The organism is Aquimarina sp. 433 (genome assembly GCF_054054605.1).
On sequence record NZ_JBSWZK010000012.1, the window covers coordinates 26,451 to 45,138 of the forward strand.

An 18,688-nucleotide genomic window follows, 5' to 3' on the forward strand; every position below is an offset into this window, starting at 1 on the left:
TTTTTTTAGATGATTCAAATAATAAATAAAATAAGATTTGATATTAAAGCTGATAGATTAGGACCAGACTGTCCTTTTACACATTGGAAACTATATTTTAAAAGCAAGATGATTAAATTATGTAAGAATAAATTTGATTATTTTGGAAATGGTGCTGAATTTAGAGCTGGAGCATATGCAATTACTTGTTCTAAAATTAGTATAGGAGACAAAGTTGTTATTCGACCTGGAACAATGTTATTTGCTGACCCGCGCAAAAGTGATCAAGGTAAGATCACTATCGAAAATGGCGTTTTAATTGGTTCAGATGTTCATATTTATGTAGCAAATCATCGTTACGGTAAAGAAAATACACCTGTCATTGAGCAGGGACATTTTGAAGCTCAAAGTGTAACACTTAAAAGAGGTTGTTGGGTGGGTGCAAAAAGTATAATTCTTCCCGGAGTTACTATAGGAGAAAATTCAATAATTGGAGCAGGAAGTATTGTAACCAAAAATATTCCTTCTAATGTTATAGCAATTGGAAGTCCAGCCAAAGTTATTAAAAATACATATTCTGGTGAATAAGAGTTTAGAAAGTATATTAACTCGTTTGATTTCAATTGCAACGAAGTTTATATTAGTGACCTTTTTAGCAAAAACACTTACGTTATCAGAGTACGGAATTTACCAATTGGTTACATATTTTACACTTATCTCTGTATATGTTTTTGGAATGGAATACTATATGTATGGAAATCGAGAGGTTGCAAAAGGTGAAAATAATCTCGAAAAAATTAGTACCCATGTTAATTTTTTTATGACTTTATTACCCATAACTTTTTCTGTTCAATTTATTGGGCTTTTTATTTTATTACCACATGAAATATTAAATCCATTGAATATTTTGATTATTCTTTTTATTAATTTCTGTGATTATTTTAATCAAGAAGTCTATCGATATTTGATTATGATTCAAAGAATTGGAAAGGCAAACCTTTTGTTGGTCATAAAGTCGTTGACCCTTATGCTACTTATTGTTTTTTATTATTTATCTACAGGTACTTTAACAATCGAGATTACTTTACTATTAATGTTTGTTTCCTATTTTATTTTATTAATTTCTACATCTTTTCTTTTTTACAAGTTTATTCTTTTAAAAAGAAAGATTAAGATAGTCCGATTGTCTAGAAATAATTTTAAAGAGATTTTTCGTTTTTTAAAACCTTTTATTGGTTTGATGATTTGTACAAAAGGACTTGAGTTTTTTGATAAGTTTGCTATAGAATACTATTTAGGGACCACAGAAGTAGGAATTTATGGATTTTTATTTTCTATCGCATCACTAATACATGTTTTTGTCGTTAGCGGTTTTTATATAGTATATCTGCCGGAATTAGTTAAATTACACGAGAATAAAAATAAAGTACTGCTAAACAAGATGTATAAATTTAGTTTATTAACTTTTGTATCTTCAATAATTCTTTCAATTGGAGAAGTCCTTTCAATAGGTATTATATTAAATATAATTAATAAAAACGATATTGTAGATAATTTGAATGTTTTATACATTTTGTTGGGTGCTTTCTTTTTTCTTAATCTAACACTGATTCCTAGACTTGTGCTTTATGTTTCAGGTGAGGATAATTTATTGATGGTTGTTACAGCTGCAACTTTTGTTTTGAATGTCATATTAAATTTGATATTAATAAGGTTCTTTTCAATAGAAGGTGCAGCAGTTGCATTATTATTAACTTATTTTGTTGGTTTTCTAATTATTACATTTAAAGGAAATAAAGTTTGGAGTCAAATAAAAACAGAGTTTTTATAGTAATAGAAGAACATATGCAAGAGCGATATACTCATTTAATTAATAAGTATGGGTATAAGAATTTTTGTTTAAAGGATTTTCAAGGCTTGAATCTTGGGGCTTCTTTTTCTCATGTTTTTAAAAGAATATACTATAGAGAAATTCTAAATAAAGAGTACAATAAGCTTAGATTTTGGATTGAGAAGGTAAATACGGAAGTTAATATCGAAGTTGTGTACTTATCTAATTCAGAGGGTTATATTGCTCACAATATTGCGAGAAGATTGAGATATGATTTCCCAGAGATAACTTTAATAGCTTTACAACATGGTATTTTTGATATGTCTAGAATTCCTAAAAGATTTTCTAGGCTATTAATAAATAAATTTTGTTGGTTCTTTTTTAAAATTTGCCCACTAGGGGTTGGCTTTGGAGGTAAAATAGTGGATCAATATATAGTATATAACGAAGCTTATAAAGATTTTTTGATGACTGAATATAAATGGAAGGATCACGAAGTCAAAGTTGATTTAAGCTTTCTTAAGTCAGAATTATTTGAAAAAAAAGTAACTTCAAAGAAGGAAGATGATACCGCTATTTTTCTTTTACAGTGCCTCGCAAAAGCAAAATTGTGTAGCGCTGAACAAGAGCATTACTTGAACACTAAAACTCTTACTTACTTATCGAAAAAATACACAAAAGTTTTAATTAAAGAACACCCTGCAGCTACCGAAAATCATAGAGTAGAACTTATGCAAAATTGTGAATATATTGATAATCTAATTGAAGGTTTTAACAGAAGTTCCTTTGCATATAGCTATTCATCTACGGCGTTGTTGGATGCAGAAATTTTTGACATAGAGACATTTGCAATTAAGTCTGAAAAACTGAAATGGAGTAAGGATATATATAAATTATTTAAGAACACTATAAATTTTGAAAACGAAATCGATATCTAGAGTATTAACATCAATAATGATGTTAAGCATTCCGTTGAATTTCATCGTGTTAAATGGGGTCGGTAATTTATATATATCCACGACTCTATTATTTATAAACTTTTTTCTTTTATTATTTTTGACTGATGCAAATATCCTAAAAAAACCAAATACACTTCTAGCCCTTGGGTTTGGCTTATTCTTTATTTTTACCACTATAGTTAATATTTTTTTTGATAATCAGGAAATTATTAAAATGCAGTCAGTATACATTATATTGTACCTTCAAAATATACTGGCGTTTATAATATTCTATTATTTTTTTGACAGAATAAGTTTGGACTTCTTTTTAAAGTTGTTCTTGTTAATAATTGTTTTATCTGTATTCCGAATATTTATAGAAGAACCTAATCATATTTTTAGTTTTAGCACAATAAAAGGAGAAAGGATAGAAGCTTATTTTATTAGTGGAGTTAATAATTTTGCAATATTCATTGGAGTTGCCTTAATAATAAGTTTTTTTTATATAAAGAAAAGATTTCTGAAATTAATCCTATGTCTATTTTGGCTATTAGTTATTACCCTTACATTGTCAAGAGGAGCACTTTTGGGTGTGATAGTTACGTTATTTGCAGTAGCTTTCTACGATACAGACCGAAAGACTTTAAAGGCGTTAACAAAGTTTACTATATTTCTTTTGTTAGTTGGTGTCTTTGCCATATTTTATTTTGATAAAGTTGAAGTTCTTGTTGAACAATTTAACGATAGGTTTTTAAGCTTTTTTACAGGAGAAAAAAGTATTGAAACTTTTTCTTCGGGTCGAATTGATGTTTGGGGAAATATGATTGAGCGTATAGGAAATTCTAATTTTTCACAAATTCTATTCGGACATGGTGTAGGGAGTATTAATTTTGTCATATTAGGGGAATTAGATTTTGAATCTTCTCATAATGTATTTATTGATTTGGCATATCGGAATGGAATTATAGTATGCATATTGTATCTCATGATGGTAGTGCATTTATTTTGGCTTTTTATTAAAAACAGGAACAGGAATAAATTAACCTTGTTTGGCATTTTTTTCTTTATACATTTGGAACTAATGGTAAACCCAATGTTATTTGCCGCTCAAACGGGTTGGATTTATGCAATGATGCTTGTAATGTTTATTAAACAGAATAAATTAACAAGTGAATAAATGAAATAATGATCAATTAAAATGGATTTAATAGTAATAAAGGAAGGTTAATGGTTGTAAGATTAAATTTAAAGAAAACATACTATACCCGTTATTTTTTACCACTTGTATTAGGTTTAATTCCTATAGTTGCTGTTTTTGTTGGTGAAAATATTGTTCCATTATTTATAATACTTTCTGGGATATTATTCCTTTTTGAAAAGAGTAAAAAAGAGAATGTTCATAAGACAAAAAGTCTTTTATTACCTTACTTGATCTATATACTAGTTTATATATTTTATACAATAATATCGAGTGATATCTCTTTAGCACTAAAACAAATTGAAAGACAGATAGCAATTATGTTAATTCCTATTATTATCTTCTTTTCTTCGTGGAATATTAGAAGAATAAATTTTTTTTTAGAAACTTATTTGATTGCTCTTATATTGGTTTGTGTTTTCTCATTAATTAAATTATCTCATTTTTATTTTATTTGGTCTGATTGGGTGGAGATATCAAAGCCTAGTTATTTTCAATATAAATTCCCACATTTGTTAAATGCACACCCAACATATTGGTCATATCTTTTAATATTTGGTAATGCCATTTTGCTAAGTAATTCTTATTTTAAAATTGAGGTTAACAAGTATTTTTCGATATTCACCATAATTTTGTTTAATTGTATTTTATTATTGTTGTCAGCAAGAACACCGTTGTTGATTAATTTATTAGTTCATATTTTCGCGTTGGTTATTTATTTCCATCGTTTTAGGAATCAAACAAATCTTAAAATTAAGATCTTTTTCATTGTTATTGGTAGTGGATTAGGTCTTTTACTTTTCATTAATAATTCCTCTTTTTTTGTTACAAAAGTCCAGTCTATATCAGAAGATGAAAGGTTTTTTCTTTGGCCAAAAGCAATGGAAGAAATAAAAAATAATTACTTTATTTGGGGAGAAGGTGTTGGACAAGGTAATGAAGTGTTAAAACTCTATTTAGAAAAAATCGAGGATACTAGGATAAATTACAAGCAACATGATCTTCATAATCAATTTCTGAAAAATTATTTGGATATGGGAATTTTAGGTTTTTTATCATTGCTTTTTTTAATAGTATATCCAATTTTTAATATAAAAAAATATTTCGAATTTAATTATTTATTAGTATACTCTCATTGTTTAATTTTTCTCGTGGGAACTAATACTGAGTCTGTTTTGTATGTTTTAAAAGGGATTATTTTATTTGCTGTATTTTCTCCTTTTGTGATTCTTATATCTAGAAGTGAAGAGTACTTACTTAATAGTTAGTCCAATTTTCTAGTAGAATTTCTTTCTATTTGTCCACGAATTCCTGCAGATAAAAATGAAGGTTTTTCATATTGTGGATAGTGACCGGATTCTTTTAAAGTACCATATATGGAATTTGGAATAATTTCATGATATTTCTTCGCATCTTCCACAGGTAATAACTTATCCTGTGGACTGTGTAATATCAACACTGGAGTCCTTAATGAGGAAAGTATGGATTTAGGTAAAATAAAAATATTTTTTATTATATTTTTTCGTGTTAGAAATTCTAAATCCTTTCGAAGTTGTTTTTGTAGTCTATTAGTAATCGGCCAAGAAAATTTTGGGCGCTTATAGAACACTAAATCTAAACAGGAAATTATGTTTAAGTTTTCACCTATTTCTTCTAGGAATTTATTAAAAAACGGATTAGATGAATCGTTTATAAAAGGTGTATTTACTATTGTTAAGGACTTAACCTGTTTAGGATATAATGATGAAAAATAGATGCCAAATAATCCTCCAGTTGATATACCACAAATGTGATATTTATCTAATTTTAACTGATCAAATAAATCTTTGAGATAATAGATTTGATTTTGTATGCGATAATCTAAAGTTTCATCTTTAATGTTATCACCATGACCTGGAAGATCTGGAATTATAATGTGATAGTCTTTGGATAAATATTTTACCATTTTCAAAAATCCTTCTTTTCGATCAGCCAATCCGTGTAATAAAATTAAAGTGTCTTTTTTAGATGCTGAGATGCTAGAATAAAATGTAATGTTATATCCCTTTATAGTCTTTTGTCCTTTTATAAGATTTGATGCCATAGCCCTTTGCTGTGAAGCAATTTTGAACGTGGTATCGGGAAAGAAAAAATATAAAATAGTTCCAACACTCATTGAAACACTCAAAAGGAATATAAGTACTTTAGGTAATGATTTCATATAGTTAATAAATGCATTTTTGTGACATGTATTTTACAAAAGCTATTTTCAAAAGATTTATAACATATAGCTAATTAATAAAAACTTTATTAATTATGATCAAAGAATGTTCAATTAAAATATATTTGCATATAAAAGTTTTTCATGAGTGCAGTTGCAATTATCTTTGGAGGTTCTGGTTACATAGGAACTCATTTGCTTCGCGAATTAATAAAACAAAACAAATTTGGCAGATATATTGTTGCGGATATTAAGAAGTTAAAAGGCTTTGATAAAGAAATAGATGCGAAACTTGTAGAATTTCGTCATATTGATGTGCGGGATAATGTAGATGTTGAGTTTTTAGGGATAAATAAAGATCAAAGTTGGATCTTCAATTTCGCAGCTGTGCATAGAGAACCTGGGCACGAATTTCAAGAATATTTCGACACGAATATCCCAGGTGCGGAAAATATAAATAGATTTGCGCGAGAAACAGGTATAAAAAACATTTTCTTTACCAGTAGTATAGCCCCTTATGGTAAATCCTTAGATCAAAGAATAGAATCATCTCCATTATATCCTGAAACAGCTTACGGAATTTCAAAAGGATTTGCAGAGAAAATACATAAAGAATGGCTAGCAGAAGATGATTCACGAAGATTGATCATTGTTAGACCTAGTGTTATCTTTGGCCCAAAAGATCCAGGCAACGTGTTTAGAATGATAAAAGCACTTAAAAAAGGAACTTTTGTATTACCAAATGGAGGAAAGGTGATTAAGGCATATGGTTATGTATATGGATTGATAGAAAGTATGATATTTACCATTCAAAAAAATGAAAAATTCATTGTTTATAATTACGCAGAAAACCCTGTGGTACCATTAAATGAAATGGTTACTATTGCAAAAGAAGAACTAAAGATCAAAAAACCAACAATTAAATTATCAGTTGGTATTTTGACTATAATTGCTTTTTTTGTGCAAATATTATTTAAGTTAATAGGGAAAAAATCGGATATTCATCCTGTTAGAGTTAGAAAAGCAGGATTTCCAACAAACATTAAACCACAATATTTAATTGATAATGGTTTTAAATTTAAGTATGATTTTAAAAATGCCATAAAGCATTGGAAATCCATGTCACCTGAAGATTTTAAATAATGAAAGTAGCAATAGTACATGAATGGATAACTGTTATTGCAGGATCCGAAAGTTGTTTTAAAGTATTTACAGAGATTTATCCAGATGCGGATATTTTTGTCTTGGTTTCTGATGAAAACAGCGTTAAAAAATTAGGGATAAATCCTGATAGAGTAACTAATTCGTTTATTCAAAAATTACCAAAAGCCAAAACTAAATGGAAGAATTATCTTCCGTTATTTCCATATGCAGTAGAACAATTTGATTTATCAGAGTATGATTTAATTATCTCTTCTTCACACGCAGTTGCTAAAGGAGTTATAACCAATGCAAACCAAACGCATATTTGTTATATATATTCTCCTATAAGGTATGCTTGGGACCTGTATCATCAATATCTTAAAGAAGCAAATCTTACCAAAGGAATCAAAGCGTTTTTTGCTAAATCAGTTTTACACTATATTAGAAGATGGGATTTAGGAACAGCTAATAGAGTAGATGCCTTTATCCCAATTTCAAAATATATTGAAAAAAGAGTATGGAGAACTTATCGTAGACAATCTTATAAGGTTATATATCCACCTGTAAATGTAGATGAGTTTAAGCTAAAAAAAGAAAAGGAAGACTTCTATCTTACAGCGTCTAGAATTGTTCCTTATAAAAAAATAGATCTTATTGTTGAAGCGTTTGCCAAGATTCCCGAGAAAAAGTTGGTTGTAATAGGGGATGGACCAGAATTTAAAAAAGTAAAAGAGAAAGCAGGGGATAATGTTTCAATACTTGGTTATCAAGAGTTTGAAGTTCTAAAAGATCATATGCAAAGAGCCAAAGCATTTATTTTTGCGGCTGAAGAAGATTTTGGGATTATACCAGTAGAGGCTCAAGCCTGTGGTACACCAGTATTAGCTTTTGGTAAAGGAGGCTCATTAGAAACAATAAAGGGAAAGTTTATAGATCAAGAGTTAACAAGTGAAGATACCGGAGTCTATTTCAAAAGTCAAACTGTAGACTCTGTAGTAGATGCTTTGAATTTTTTAGAAGAAAATTATGATGTTTTTGACCCTATAAATATAAGGGATTTTGCCCTTAAATTTGATAAAACATTGTTTAGAAAAAATATTGAAGAAACATTTAATCAAATCATTAAAGAAAGAAGGGAATGAAAAAAGCATTAATTACAGGAATAACTGGACAAGATGCGGCGTATTTAGCAGAGCTTTTATTAAATAAAGATTATGTAGTATATGGAACATATAGAAGGACTAGTTCTACCAATTTTTGGAGAATTGAAGAATTGGGAATAGATAATCATCCAAATCTTCATTTAATCGAGTATGATTTGATAGATTTATCAAGTGCCTATAGAATTATAGCAGATGTAGAACCAGATGAAATTTATAACCTTGCTGCTCAGAGTTTTGTGGGAGTTTCGTTTACGCAGCCAATTGCTACTGCTAACATAACTGGCATCGGAGCAATGAATTTACTGGAAGCTATAAGAACAATTAATCCAAAGATCAAGTTTTATCAGGCTTCAACTTCCGAAATGTTTGGTAAAGTACATGCTATTCCACAAAACGAAGAAACACCTTTTCACCCAAGGAGTCCATATGGAGTAGCAAAAGTTTTTGCTCATTGGGCTACTTTAAATTATAAAGAATCTTATAATTTATTTGCTACTAGCGGAATATTGTTCAACCACGAGTCTCCATTAAGAGGAAAAGAATTTGTAACAAGAAAAATAACAGATTCTGTAGCCAAAATACATTTGAATATGCAGGATGTACTGGAACTTGGAAATCTTAATGCAAAAAGAGATTGGGGATATGCTAAAGAATATGTAGATGGAATGTATAGAATGTTGCAGGCACCAGAAGCAGACACTTATGTATTAGCGACTAATCAAACCCAAACTGTTAGAGACTTTGTAACTTTAGCTTTTAATACAGTGGATATAGATATTGAGTGGACTGGTAAAGAAGAAAATGAAAAAGGGATTGATATAAAAACTGGAAAAACCTTAATAAGAGTAAACCCACAGTTTTACAGACCGGCAGAAGTAGATTTGTTAATTGGAGATGCTTCTAAAGCTGAGAAAAATTTAGGATGGAAACCTAAAACTACACTCGAAGAACTTGCGAAAATGATGGTTGAAAGTGATATCAAAAGAAATAAAGATGGAGGGTCTTTCTAATAACAGAATTTTAATTACTGGAATAACAGGTTTTACTGGTAAACATTTAGAAGAGTTTTATAAAAAAAATGGCTATGATGTATATGGTACTACTTTTTCCAAAAGTAATGATTCAAATCATTTTTTTTGTGATATAACAAAGAAAGAAGAAATAAACGCTATAATTACAGATGTAAGACCTGATTATATTATTCACACAGCAGCTATATCTTTTGTCGCTGGTGAGAATCAGAATGAAATGTATAAAGTAAACGTTTTTGGAACTCTAAATCTTCTAGAGTCAGTACTAGAAGCTAAAATTTTTCCTAAAAAAATAATTATAGCAAGTAGTGCAGCTGTTTATGGAAGTATAGCTCCTATTCTTTCAGAAGATCTCTGTCCTAAACCAGTAAATCATTATGGAAATAGCAAATTAGCTATGGAAAATATGGTACAGAATTATTTTCATAGTCTTAACATAATTATTACAAGACCTTTTAATTATACCGGCGTGGGTCAGGCGGAAAATTTTTTGATCCCAAAGATTATTAGGCATTTTAAAAATAAGGCCAAGATTATTGAGTTAGGGAATATTAATGTATATAGAGAGTTTAATGACGTAAATTACTTGATAAAATGTTATCATCAATTGTTATTGTCAAAAGAATCATCAATTATTATAAATGTTTGCTCCTCCAAAACATATACCATACAAGAAATAATTAACTGTTTAGAGGAAATTACGAATCACAAAATCGAGGTAAAAATAAACGAAAAATATATTCGTAAAAATGAAATAGAAAGTTTAAGAGGTTCTACGAAAATGCTTAATGATTTCATTGTTAACAACACTTCCAGTGATTACAGTTTGAAAGAAACCTTAAAAAAGATGTATTTATCATAATTATTTTGATATGTAATTCTTAATAGGAATTGTATATCTCAAAAATCGAATCAAATAATATTATATTAGTTAATAAAATAATCTAATTACCTTATCAATTATTAAGATCTATATTTAATGAAATCGTCAAAAAAGGGCTTTTCTGTTTTTATAAAACCATTATTTTTATTAGTTGACATATTTATTCTTAACTTATTGATTCTGTTAATTGGAATTAATTCTAAACCACTATTTTTCTTCCATGTATATGTTTTAGTCTGTTGGGTTATTTTATCCTTTGCAACCGGTTTTTATGAAACAAAACGATTTTCTAAGGTAATTCATACATTCGCTTCATTAATAAGACAATTCTTAATTTTTACTTTGGTACTTTATGCTTTTATAGGTTTTTTTAAACAGCCTGGAATAAGTAGATTGGATTTAGGAAAGTACTTTCTAATATCCTTTATTACAATCGCTTTTGTCAAATACCTTTTGTTGTTCTTGTTAAATAAGTATAGGAAAGTTTTAGGAGGTAATTTTAGAAACGTTGTTGTTATAGGAAATAATAAAAAAACCCATCAACTAATAGAGACTTTTGAACAAAGAAGTGATTTTGGCTATAAGTTTCAAAAGAAATTTTGTGTTAGGGATAAAGGTTTTAAACTCGATGATTGTTTTAATTACATTTTAGATAATCAAATAGATGAAATATATTGTTCTGTTGCAGAACTTACTAACAAACAATTAAGGCAAATAGTTGGTTTTACTGATAATAATTTAAAAGTATTAAAATTTATTCCAGATAACAAGGATATATTTACTAAGAAATTGAGTTTTGATTATTATGGATATGTTCCCGTGCTTTCCTTTCGTGAGATACCTTTGGATGATCCAATCAATAAATTTGCAAAAAGAGGTTTTGATATTCTTTTGTCATTAGCAGTCTTAATCTTTATTCTATCATGGTTGACACCATTGATATTTTTATTAATTCAATTGGAGTCTAAAGGACCAGTCTTTTTTATGCAAAAAAGAAATGGATTGGATTATCGAGAATTTTATTGCTATAAGTATAGATCCATGAAACCAAGTACAAGTGGAAAGCAGACAACAAAAGGAGATGCTAGAGTAACAAGAATAGGAAAGTTTATAAGAAAGACTAGTATAGATGAATTACCACAGTTTATCAACGTCCTAAAAGGTGATATGTCAGTAGTTGGTCCAAGACCACATATGGTAAAACATAATGAGGACTTTTCCAGGAAAGTGGATAAATTTATGGTGCGTCATTTTGTAAAACCTGGAATTTCTGGTTTAGCTCAGGTAAGCGGTTTTAGAGGAGAAATAGAAACAGATAAAGATATCGTAAATCGAGTTAAATATGATATTTTTTATATTGAAAATTGGTCTTTATTATTGGATATAAAGATTATTTTTCTCACTGTGTTTAATGCTGTTAAAGGTGAAGAAAAAGCATATTAATAAAAATTTATATAAATCTGTGAATTAGTGTAAATAACAACCTATTAAGATAATCCTTAATTCTGGAGGTATTTATAAAAAGAATCTCAAATAAGTGTTTTTGTCTGAAAACATTTCTTTTACTAATATGTTTAAAAAGTTCTATTCTTTTTTTTTCAAAAAAATTAAAACATAGATTTCTTTCAATTTCATTAACTTTATTTTGAATATTAGTTTGGATAGTAACATCACTAATTTCTAATAAGAGTAGATAAAACATTTTTTTTAGAAACTGTTTATGTTTTTTGGTTTTAATAAGTACTAGCATTTTTTCTAGGTATAGAATAAAACCTGAAATTTGTCTTTCTTTTTTGTTTTGAGAAACACTCTCATTGTTGTTTTCTATTATATAAAAGGAATCTACTTTTGTAAATGGAAAATACCTATATTTAAAGTCTTTATTTAACAAAGCCCTGGCGTGTAGTTCTACATCTTGAAGTCTAGGAAAATTTTCGTCGAATCCTTTTATAGAAACCAGAAAGTCTCTACGCCATATAGGGCTCATAGTTTGCCAAGGATAACTTCCGCTTAAAAAACCTTTTAAGGGGTTGAAACTATATCGGGTAAACAACATGTGTCTTTTCCTTACAATTACTGTATTGAAGATACCCATATCAAGTTTGGTGTTTCGGAGCATTTTTTTAGATCTTTCCCTTATACAATTAGCAGATAAAGTATCATCGGCATCAAGAAAAATCACAAATTTTCCTGTAGAATAATTTAATCCCTCATTTCTACAAGAGTTAGCTCCTTTTTTTGAACTTTTACGCAGAAAAACTGAAAACCTAGTGTCATTTTTAATAAACTCTTTAACAACAGAAATAGTTTGATCGCTAGAATGATCATCGACGATGATACATTCCAAATTAGTATATGTTTGGTTTTTTACAGAATTAAGGGTTCTAAGGATTAAATTTTTGGAATTATACGAAGGAACTATTATGGACACCTTAGCCTCTTTATCAGAAATTTTACTATAAGAGTTCATATAATTTTATACTTGTTCAAATATACTATAGATTACTATATGATTTTCAATATTTTGAAAATGAGGTTTTCAATAAATATGATTTGTTTGTATAAAATAATGGGTGTTTTTACAAGGAAGTTGCGTATTTGTAAAATTTTGTCGCTATAATGGATACCGATTTAGATCCTTTATATTCCTGAGTATATAGAGAAATGCCTTTTTCTTTTAGTTTAGAAATTAGTAATGTAAAAGTTTCTTTTTCCCCTAATCTATTAGTGTCATCAAAAATAATAATGAATTCTTTTTTATCATTTAAATTGTGTACTAATGACAAAATATTATTTCGGGAATATCTTTTAGAACCAAAGGGTCCATCAATAATTATTAAGTCAAAACTTTGTTCTCTAGTTTCTTCTAAAAAATTTTGATAAACATTTGTAGTATGTCCATTAAACTTTTTTTCAACTAAATCTAATTGCATGAATGAAGTATTGATAGGAATATTATTATTTTCTTTAAACAAGGCAATCCAGTTAGGATCATGTTCTATAACTGTATGTTTGGTATCATTTAGAAAGTTAGTTAAACAAGTCATTATGAATTTTGAAGATTCCCCCAGACCTAATTCCAAAATACTTTTAGGCTTAAAATCATGTAGAATTCGATTTAGAATATAAAAAAAGGCATAATTACCGGCCCATCTTCCAATATTTAGGTTTAGGTTTTCTAGATATGTTCTTCCTCTAATACTATCATGGTACACATGCGCCCAGATTATTTCATCTGCTTTTTTTGATTGATCCAGGAATTTGCTGGCTAAGTATTTAATCACGATTTTGAAGTTTGCTAATTATGAAATAATAAGGGTTGAAAATTGAATTTGTAAAAATATAAAAAACCTTTCTTGATTTTTTAAAAAATAGTAGGCCAAAATATGAAATTAATGCATAGGAGAATAAAGAGGTGAACGCGGCACCTGAGATGCCTATATACGGGATTAAAACAATATTTAGTGCTACATTGGTAAGTCCTCCGAATATTTCTAGTAAGAATAATTTGTTGTACATTCCTTCTAATACGAACCACTTATTAACCAAACATCTTAATGAAATAAATATAATAGACCAAGCATGAATTTTTAATATCGGTAAAGAAGCTGTATAATCGTCACCCAATACAAATAGAATTAAATAATAAGATATGCTGTATAAAAATAAAGCAATGAAAAAAGAAGAATAGATAAAATAACTAGCAAATTTCTGAAACTCTATATAATGTTGTTTGATATTTTTATTTTTATTTTCAATAATTTTTGGAAATATAGCATTCGCTATGATCCAGGGAACGAAATAAATTGCCTCGGCAAACCTAACTGCACCAGAATAATAACCAAGCTCATTGTCGTTTAAAATTTCACCAATCATTATTTGATCAATTTTTAAATATATTATTCCCGCAATACTGGATAATAACAGCGGTAAACCATTTTTTAGCAAATCCTTTGTTATTGTTCGATCTATTTTAAAATTAAAAATATTTCTGCCAGATTTTTGATAAGAAATAACTAGAGCTATAGATCGCAATACGATTTCTAATACATATAGATAACATAACGTAACTAATGAAATACCAAGTTTAATTGATAAAATAATAATGAATGCATAAATAAGAAAGAAAATTATTTTTATGATTGAGACTACTTTATTTTCAACTTTAGCTTCGAACCAACATTCAATTACTGAAAATGATTGAAAGACTAGTCCTAAACAAACTATAAAAATTAGCTGACCCTTTATATCATCTTCGAAAAATAAAGGGTACGAACACCATATGAAAATTAAACAGAATAATCCGATTGAGAATTTTATAGCAAAGGCTGATCCTAGATAAAGGTCGTATTTTTGTTCCTCTTTTTGACAGAGGTATTTTACTAAAAGACTATGTATACCATAATTAGCTATAGTAAGTAAAATAACAAAAACCGCTAGAGAATAGTTATAAATACCAAAATTAGAAGGTCCTAAGTATTTAGCTATTTCCGAGAAAATAATAAAATTACCTATTAATCGAATTACTTTCTCTACTAATAAATATATAGCACTATTAGTAAATTTGTTTTTAAAAAAAGTATTTGCTTTATTAAAAATAGCTTTAATCATTGCTTAATTACTTTCCAAAAGTAAATGATATGTTTGAAATATTTTAAAATAGATTTTGCCTAATAAAGTAACAAATATATTCATATAGAAATCACCTGTACTTATTATGAAATTTATTTAGTGAAATATTTTCTTTCTAATTAAAATAACGTAATGAAAATGTAGTTATTTTTAAATCAAATGATACTTAATAAATGAAATTATTCTTATTATTGATCTATAATAAATGATTAGATTAAGTAAAATTGAAATTAAATTAGCTTATCAAGTAAAATTTAACACTAGATTAGGTAGATAATCATCTTTTTTAATTAAAATTTAATGGGTAACAAATAAATGATTCCTAATCTTCAGAAAATACTAATATATTTATTTGTTGCTGGCCTTTTTCTTATTCCTTTTAGTTCTGGTTTTCGATTAAATGTTTTGGGAGAATACAGAAATGATTCTAATTCTGTTTTTTTATTGTTTGGTGTATTTTTTTTAGGGATATATGCGTTAAAAAGTTCATTTAAATTTCCGCAGACGAATTTAACGTATCAATTTTTTTTGATTTTTATAGGATATTTATGTGTGGGATTGGTTATAAATTTCCCTGCAATTAGCGATAACTTTTTTAAACAAACTCCTGGGGTTACTAGATTTTTTAGACAATTTATTTCGTTAATAATCACTAGCGTATTGTTTTTTACATTTTTTTATAATGTAATTCATTTCGTAGGTAAGCATAAAATAATCACTTTAATTAGGGATACTTTTTTTGTTTCTTTAATTTTAGTGTCCACATATAGTTTCTTGGAAATTCTAATTCTTAGAGCTGGATTTACTCAACTAATTTCTGTTATAGCTTTATTCGACTATATTCCCTTCGTTAATCCTCGTTTAGATTATAACAATCATCGTTTAAGCTCTATTACTTATGAACCACCTGCTTTGGCAATGTACTTAATTACGGTTGCAGGCTGGATGTTTTCCTATGTTATAACGCAAAAAGGATTTAAACGATTTATACCTTCCTTTTTAGTTCTTTTTTTAGCGATTGCATCTGGATCTAGGACATCTTTAGTGGTAATTTTATTTCAACTAGTACTTTTTTTAGTTCAAATATTTCACTTAAAGAAGTATCATAATCTCATTATGAATGGTGTAAAAATAACTATAGCTTCGGTATTGATTTTGTCGGTAGTAAATTATAAGACTTTAGAAAAATTTGTGTCTCAAAAAGCAACTTCTTTAGATTTTACGAATGTTAAATATAATTATTCTAATCAATCACGTTTAGGGATACAGTATACATCTTTGTTAATTTATAAAGAAAACCCTGTTTTTGGCATAGGTTATGGACAACAGGCGTATCATGCAAAATATAAATATCCGTATTGGGCAGTAAAAGACAATTGGGAGTTTGATCAAAAATACCTTAATGAAAGAGTGAAATCTTTTCCTCCTGGATATAATTTGTATACAAGGATAATGGCAGAAACGGGAACAATTGGGTTATTACTATTTTTAGGTTTTGTATATTCTTTTTTTTATGAGGCTAGGGGACTTAGAAAAGATCCTAAAAATAAAGTAATTAGTACGATTATAACAGTTTCTTTAGGGGGATATGTTTTAAATTGGTTACAAATCGATTCATTTAGAATGTATGGTTTTTGGTTATGCTTAGCGTTACTTTGCTTTTTTTATAAGTTAAATGAAAAACATAAGATAAATGCCTTCTGAAATAGTTGTTTTGATTCCATATTTCGAAAATCGGTTAGGGTTAATTAGCGCAATTAATTCTATACAAGAATCATTTCCTGTAGATCTTATGATTGTTGATGACGGAAGTGCAAGAGAAGTATTGCCGATTGATGAAGTCCAAAAAACATATGGAGATCGTGGTAAAATTATGTATGATATACTTCCAGAAAATGGTGGTATAGAGATCGCTTTAAACACAGGATTAGAAAAAATTATCGAGCTAGATTATAAATACATAGGGAGATTAGATTGTGGTGATAGATTTCATAAAGACAAACTCAGAAAACAAATAACATATTTAGAAGTTAATAACGAAGTTAAATTGCTGGGTACATGGTCAAATATAATAGATGATCAAGAAAATTTTATATATATAGAAAGACATCCTGTTACTCATGAGGAGATAAAGAAAAAGATGTATTTAAATACTACATTTATTCATCCTTCTGTAATTTTCAGAACTTCTATTTTACATGAAATAGGGTTTTACCCCTTAACTTATCCAGCAGCAGAGGATTATGCTTTTTTTATGAGTATTGTAAAAAAATATAAAGCAGAGAATTATCCTGAGGTTTTGATGGATTATATAGTAGATCCAAACTCAATTTCATCCCTAAAAAGGAAAAAACAAGTAAAAAGTAGGATAAAAGTTATTTTGAGTAATTACTATATTGGTTGGTACTCTAATTATGGGTTATTTAGAAACATTTTATTACTGCTAGTATCCAGAACAGTTAGTAATAGGATAAAATCAATTATAAGAAAGTGAGACAGTCGTCGTTGGTTATTAAAGTATATTTAGGGCTATTCTGTGTTCTTTTGTTTTCGCTTCCTTTTAGCGATGTAGCAACATCGTTGCCGAATATAATTTTAGTTGCATTATCTATTTTATTTCCATTCTGCTTTAATGCAAGTAAAATAGAAGATTTCAAAAACCAAACTGTTTATACGTATTTAATATTAACGCTGTATCTTACTTTTAATTTTTTGGTGTTCGGCAATATTAAATCAGAAATATCCCAACATGGAAAATTTTTCCTTCCAATTGCCCTCTTTATTTTGTCTGTACCATTAAAGAAATACTCAAAAGAACTAAAAATTGCTTTGATACTAGGTGTCTTTTTGGCTGTCATTATTTCGTTAGGGTCTATTTTTATATTTATCCATAATTCAGGAAATTTTAATTTTAGTTCAGGAAAAGAAATTAATGAAGTTTTAATTCTTGAAAGAGTATATATTGCTTTTTTCTGTGTTTTAAGTTTTATACTTTCTCTAGACCTTCTACAATCTTATAAGAAACTAATATTGATTAATATTTCAGTTTTATTGGTATTTGTATTTATGATCGCCGCAAGAATTGCTTTAATCACTATCGTTTTAGTTGCTTTTCTGTATATAGTTAAAACATTGGATAGAAGAAGAATTCTAGTGATATTAAGTTTAGGAGTATTGTTGATTGCTGGTTTCTTTATGGTAAATAAGAATTTACAGAATCGTTTTTTTTATAAAAACCATAACAATTCGTTTATAGAAAGTTTGGCAATTTGGGAGCCTAGAATGGTTATTTGGCCTTGTGTTTATAATATAACTAAGAAAGACAGCTACAATTACATCAGTGGATTGGCATCGTTTGACTCACAAGAGAAGCAATTATTACAGTGCTATGAAAGAAGTATAAACCATGAAGAAAAGAGAAAGTGGTTTTTGTTTATAAAATACAATACACATAATCAATTTCTAGATTTTTTGTTAGTCTCAGGAGTTTTAGGCTTAATATTTTTTGTTTTAGTTTTTGGAATCACTTTGTGGAAAAACAAACGTGATTTTTTTTCAATTTCGTTAGTAATTGCGTTTGTTTTTCTAGGGTTAGTGGAAAATTATTTACATCGGCAAGTAGGAGTATATTGTTTTGGCATTTTTCTGATTTTGCTTTTGAAAAAGCAGAAGAAAATTATTTAAATTAAA

17 protein-coding genes are annotated in these 18,688 nt (G+C 28.1%); 13 read left to right on the forward strand and 4 right to left on the reverse strand.

Features of this window, described 5'->3' with window-relative positions; genetic code table 11:
* The first annotated feature begins 9 nt into the window (after window positions 1–9).
* Genes ACWNT5_RS20650 through ACWNT5_RS20670 form a run of 5 tightly spaced genes read left to right on the forward strand, consistent with a single transcriptional unit; the run spans window position 10 to window position 5,214 of the window.
* The gene (locus tag ACWNT5_RS20650; protein WP_299609089.1) at window positions 10–567 is read left to right on the forward strand and encodes an acyltransferase; all 558 of its coding nucleotides are present in this window, start codon (window positions 10–12) and stop codon (window positions 565–567) included.
* The gene (locus ACWNT5_RS20655; protein WP_299609086.1) at window positions 560–1,810 is read left to right on the forward strand and encodes an oligosaccharide flippase family protein; all 1,251 of its coding nucleotides are present in this window, start codon (window positions 560–562) and stop codon (window positions 1,808–1,810) included. Before ACWNT5_RS20650 ends, ACWNT5_RS20655 begins: the two co-directional genes overlap by 8 nt.
* Window positions 1,780–2,748 (forward strand): polysialyltransferase family glycosyltransferase, encoded by a 969-nt coding sequence (locus ACWNT5_RS20660; RefSeq protein WP_299609083.1) that lies wholly within the window; start codon window positions 1,780–1,782, stop codon window positions 2,746–2,748. The genes ACWNT5_RS20655 and ACWNT5_RS20660 overlap by 31 nt, the downstream gene beginning before the upstream one ends.
* 16 nt (window positions 2,749–2,764) lie before the next feature.
* Window positions 2,765–3,925: an O-antigen ligase family protein gene (locus ACWNT5_RS20665; RefSeq protein WP_456518441.1), complete on the forward strand. Its 1,161-nt coding sequence runs from the start codon at window positions 2,765–2,767 to the stop codon at window positions 3,923–3,925.
* Between the two features lie 50 nt (window positions 3,926–3,975).
* Window positions 3,976–5,214, forward strand: a complete 1,239-nt coding sequence (locus ACWNT5_RS20670) for an O-antigen ligase family protein (protein ID WP_299609077.1) — start codon at window positions 3,976–3,978, stop codon at window positions 5,212–5,214.
* Here the strand turns inward: ACWNT5_RS20670 and ACWNT5_RS20675 are convergent.
* Window positions 5,211–6,029, reverse strand: a complete 819-nt coding sequence (locus ACWNT5_RS20675) for an alpha/beta fold hydrolase (RefSeq protein WP_299609074.1) — start codon at window positions 6,027–6,029, stop codon at window positions 5,211–5,213. The two genes, ACWNT5_RS20670 and ACWNT5_RS20675, sit on opposite strands and share 4 nt — an antisense overlap.
* Window positions 6,030–6,290: 261 nt before the next feature.
* Between ACWNT5_RS20675 and ACWNT5_RS20680 the strand changes: the two genes are divergently transcribed.
* From ACWNT5_RS20680 to ACWNT5_RS20700, 5 genes are all read left to right on the forward strand, one after another.
* Window positions 6,291–7,289 carry an NAD-dependent epimerase/dehydratase family protein gene (locus ACWNT5_RS20680; protein ID WP_299609071.1) on the forward strand — a complete coding sequence of 333 codons (999 nt, stop codon included), beginning with the start codon at window positions 6,291–6,293 and terminating at the stop codon, window positions 7,287–7,289.
* Entirely contained in the window at window positions 7,289–8,431 is a 1,143-nt protein-coding gene (locus ACWNT5_RS20685; RefSeq protein WP_299609069.1) for a glycosyltransferase, read from the forward strand. Before ACWNT5_RS20680 ends, ACWNT5_RS20685 begins: the two co-directional genes overlap by 1 nt.
* Complete coding sequence (gmd, locus tag ACWNT5_RS20690) at window positions 8,428–9,462, forward strand: GDP-mannose 4,6-dehydratase (protein WP_299609066.1); 1,035 nt, start codon at window positions 8,428–8,430, stop codon at window positions 9,460–9,462. Before ACWNT5_RS20685 ends, gmd begins: the two co-directional genes overlap by 4 nt.
* On the forward strand, window positions 9,446–10,345 hold the full coding sequence (locus ACWNT5_RS20695; protein WP_456518442.1) for an NAD-dependent epimerase/dehydratase family protein: 900 nt from the start codon (window positions 9,446–9,448) through the stop codon (window positions 10,343–10,345). Before gmd ends, ACWNT5_RS20695 begins: the two co-directional genes overlap by 17 nt.
* Window positions 10,346–10,462: 117 nt before the next feature.
* Window positions 10,463–11,809, forward strand: a complete 1,347-nt coding sequence (locus ACWNT5_RS20700) for an exopolysaccharide biosynthesis polyprenyl glycosylphosphotransferase (RefSeq protein WP_299609062.1) — start codon at window positions 10,463–10,465, stop codon at window positions 11,807–11,809.
* Window positions 11,810–11,816: 7 nt separating this feature from the next.
* On the opposite strand, the gene ACWNT5_RS20705 is transcribed toward ACWNT5_RS20700, so the two are convergent.
* The 3 genes from ACWNT5_RS20705 to ACWNT5_RS20715 all read right to left on the reverse strand — a co-directional run bounded on the left by ACWNT5_RS20705 (window position 11,817) and on the right by ACWNT5_RS20715 (window position 14,977).
* Window positions 11,817–12,836, reverse strand: a complete 1,020-nt coding sequence (locus tag ACWNT5_RS20705) for a glycosyltransferase family 2 protein (RefSeq protein WP_299609059.1) — start codon at window positions 12,834–12,836, stop codon at window positions 11,817–11,819.
* Window positions 12,837–12,945: 109 nt separating this feature from the next.
* Window positions 12,946–13,650, reverse strand: a complete 705-nt coding sequence (locus tag ACWNT5_RS20710; protein WP_299609057.1) for a polyamine aminopropyltransferase — start codon at window positions 13,648–13,650, stop codon at window positions 12,946–12,948.
* Window positions 13,643–14,977: a flippase gene (locus tag ACWNT5_RS20715; RefSeq protein ID WP_299609055.1), complete on the reverse strand. Its 1,335-nt coding sequence runs from the start codon at window positions 14,975–14,977 to the stop codon at window positions 13,643–13,645. The genes ACWNT5_RS20710 and ACWNT5_RS20715 overlap by 8 nt, the downstream gene beginning before the upstream one ends.
* A 795-nt stretch (window positions 14,978–15,772) precedes the next feature.
* On the opposite strand from ACWNT5_RS20715, the gene ACWNT5_RS20720 reads away from it, so the two are divergent.
* Genes ACWNT5_RS20720 through ACWNT5_RS20730 form a run of 3 tightly spaced genes read left to right on the forward strand, consistent with a single transcriptional unit; the run spans window position 15,773 to window position 18,682 of the window.
* On the forward strand, window positions 15,773–16,702 hold the full coding sequence (locus ACWNT5_RS20720; protein WP_299609053.1) for an O-antigen ligase family protein: 930 nt from the start codon (window positions 15,773–15,775) through the stop codon (window positions 16,700–16,702).
* A complete protein-coding gene (locus ACWNT5_RS20725; protein ID WP_299609051.1) occupies window positions 16,692–17,492 on the forward strand; it encodes a glycosyltransferase in 801 nt (266 codons plus the stop codon). Before ACWNT5_RS20720 ends, ACWNT5_RS20725 begins: the two co-directional genes overlap by 11 nt.
* Window positions 17,493–17,503: 11 nt before the next feature.
* A complete protein-coding gene (locus ACWNT5_RS20730; RefSeq protein WP_299609049.1) occupies window positions 17,504–18,682 on the forward strand; it encodes an O-antigen ligase family protein in 1,179 nt (392 codons plus the stop codon).
* Window positions 18,683–18,688: the final 6 nt, after the last annotated feature.

Bases quoted from the DNA above. Each gene is read 5' to 3' on its own strand.
- ACWNT5_RS20680 (WP_299609071.1), top strand. From the start codon at position 6,291: ATGAGTGCAGTTGCAATTATCTTTGGAGGTTCTGGTTACATAGGAACT.
- ACWNT5_RS20665 (WP_456518441.1), top strand. From the start codon at position 2,765: ATGATGTTAAGCATTCCGTTGAATTTCATCGTGTTAAATGGGGTCGGT.
- ACWNT5_RS20650 (WP_299609089.1), top strand. From the start codon at position 10: ATGATTCAAATAATAAATAAAATAAGATTTGATATTAAAGCTGATAGA.
- ACWNT5_RS20705 (WP_299609059.1), bottom strand. From the start codon at position 12,836: ATGAACTCTTATAGTAAAATTTCTGATAAAGAGGCTAAGGTGTCCATA.
- ACWNT5_RS20675 (WP_299609074.1), bottom strand. From the start codon at position 6,029: ATGGCATCAAATCTTATAAAAGGACAAAAGACTATAAAGGGATATAAC.
- gmd (WP_299609066.1), top strand. From the start codon at position 8,428: ATGAAAAAAGCATTAATTACAGGAATAACTGGACAAGATGCGGCGTAT.
- ACWNT5_RS20725 (WP_299609051.1), top strand. From the start codon at position 16,692: ATGCCTTCTGAAATAGTTGTTTTGATTCCATATTTCGAAAATCGGTTA.
- ACWNT5_RS20700 (WP_299609062.1), top strand. From the start codon at position 10,463: ATGAAATCGTCAAAAAAGGGCTTTTCTGTTTTTATAAAACCATTATTT.
- ACWNT5_RS20715 (WP_299609055.1), bottom strand. From the start codon at position 14,977: ATGATTAAAGCTATTTTTAATAAAGCAAATACTTTTTTTAAAAACAAA.
- ACWNT5_RS20670 (WP_299609077.1), top strand. From the start codon at position 3,976: ATGGTTGTAAGATTAAATTTAAAGAAAACATACTATACCCGTTATTTT.
- ACWNT5_RS20695 (WP_456518442.1), top strand. From the start codon at position 9,446: ATGGAGGGTCTTTCTAATAACAGAATTTTAATTACTGGAATAACAGGT.
- ACWNT5_RS20685 (WP_299609069.1), top strand. From the start codon at position 7,289: ATGAAAGTAGCAATAGTACATGAATGGATAACTGTTATTGCAGGATCC.